The sequence below is a fragment of the Enterobacter sp. CGMCC 5087 genome, assembly GCF_003144775.1.
Lineage (GTDB): Bacteria > Pseudomonadota > Gammaproteobacteria > Enterobacterales > Enterobacteriaceae > Enterobacter > Enterobacter cloacae_M.
This window is the reverse complement of record NZ_QFXN01000298.1, coordinates 1-840: the sequence shown is the minus strand read 5'-3', so window position 1 is coordinate 840 and position 840 is coordinate 1. Positions and strand designations below refer to the sequence as shown.

The 840-nt window shown below is 56.7% G+C and carries 2 protein-coding genes; both read left to right on the top strand.

From position 1 onward, the window contains the following. Nucleotides 1-376, top strand: a 376-nt coding sequence (tagH, locus tag DEO48_RS24845) for a type VI secretion system-associated FHA domain protein TagH (RefSeq protein ID WP_109846578.1), incomplete at its 5' end; no start/stop codon positions are given. Then, nucleotides 376-840, top strand: a 465-nt coding sequence (tssJ, locus tag DEO48_RS24840) for a type VI secretion system lipoprotein TssJ (RefSeq protein WP_109846577.1), incomplete at its 3' end; no start/stop codon positions are given. The genes tagH and tssJ, both read left to right, overlap by 1 nt.

Sequence of the window (840 nt, the reverse complement as noted above, 5' to 3'; positions counted from 1 at the left end):
GCGCCTGGGGCTTGATTATCACGACACCCTCTCGCTGCTCTTTGCCGAAGGGCAAAGCCCGGTGCATCTGTCGGCACCGGCCGCCGTGACAGAACTCCTCAGTAATATCCGCCTGCAGCATGCGGCCAGTCAGAAGGCGACCCGTGTTGCACTGCACAGCGTTCTTCAGGCGTTTTCGCCGGAGGGGTTACTGGCCCGCTTTTCCCATTATCGCCGTGGCGGTCAGGGTGAAAATGCCGGATGGGAATGGGACATGTATCAGCATTATTTCCGGGAGCTGACCTCATCACGCCAGCAGGGATTTGAAAAACTGTTTCGCCAGGTCTACGCCCAGGCATATGACCGGGCGGTGCGTGAAGGGCTGGAGTCGTTGTGATGCGAAAGGGCTTCCTGATGTTGCTGCTCACGCTATCCCTGACGGGCTGCACCACCATGGGCAAGATGGCGAAGGTTGCCGCCAATCCTGATATCCAGGTCGGTAGTCGCGACGATCAGCCTTCAACGGTCTCCTTCAGCCTGGTCGGGGAAAAGGACATGAATCCCAATGATAGTGGGGATGCGTCACCCGTTGAATTTCAGATTGTGATGCTGGCTGAAGATTCCCGGCTGCTTGCCAGTGATTACGATCAGATAACCGCTGACCTACCAAAGGCACTGGCGAAAAACTATCTCGACCACCAGGACTACACCCTGTTACCGGGGCAGTTTAAATACCTGCCTGCTGCTGAGCTGGATAAAAAGACGCGCTATATCGGCGTCGTTGCCCGCTATGCGGATCCGGACAGTACCGAGTGGCGCAAAGTGATCCCGGTGAAAAGTACGGGACGGCATTACCAGGTA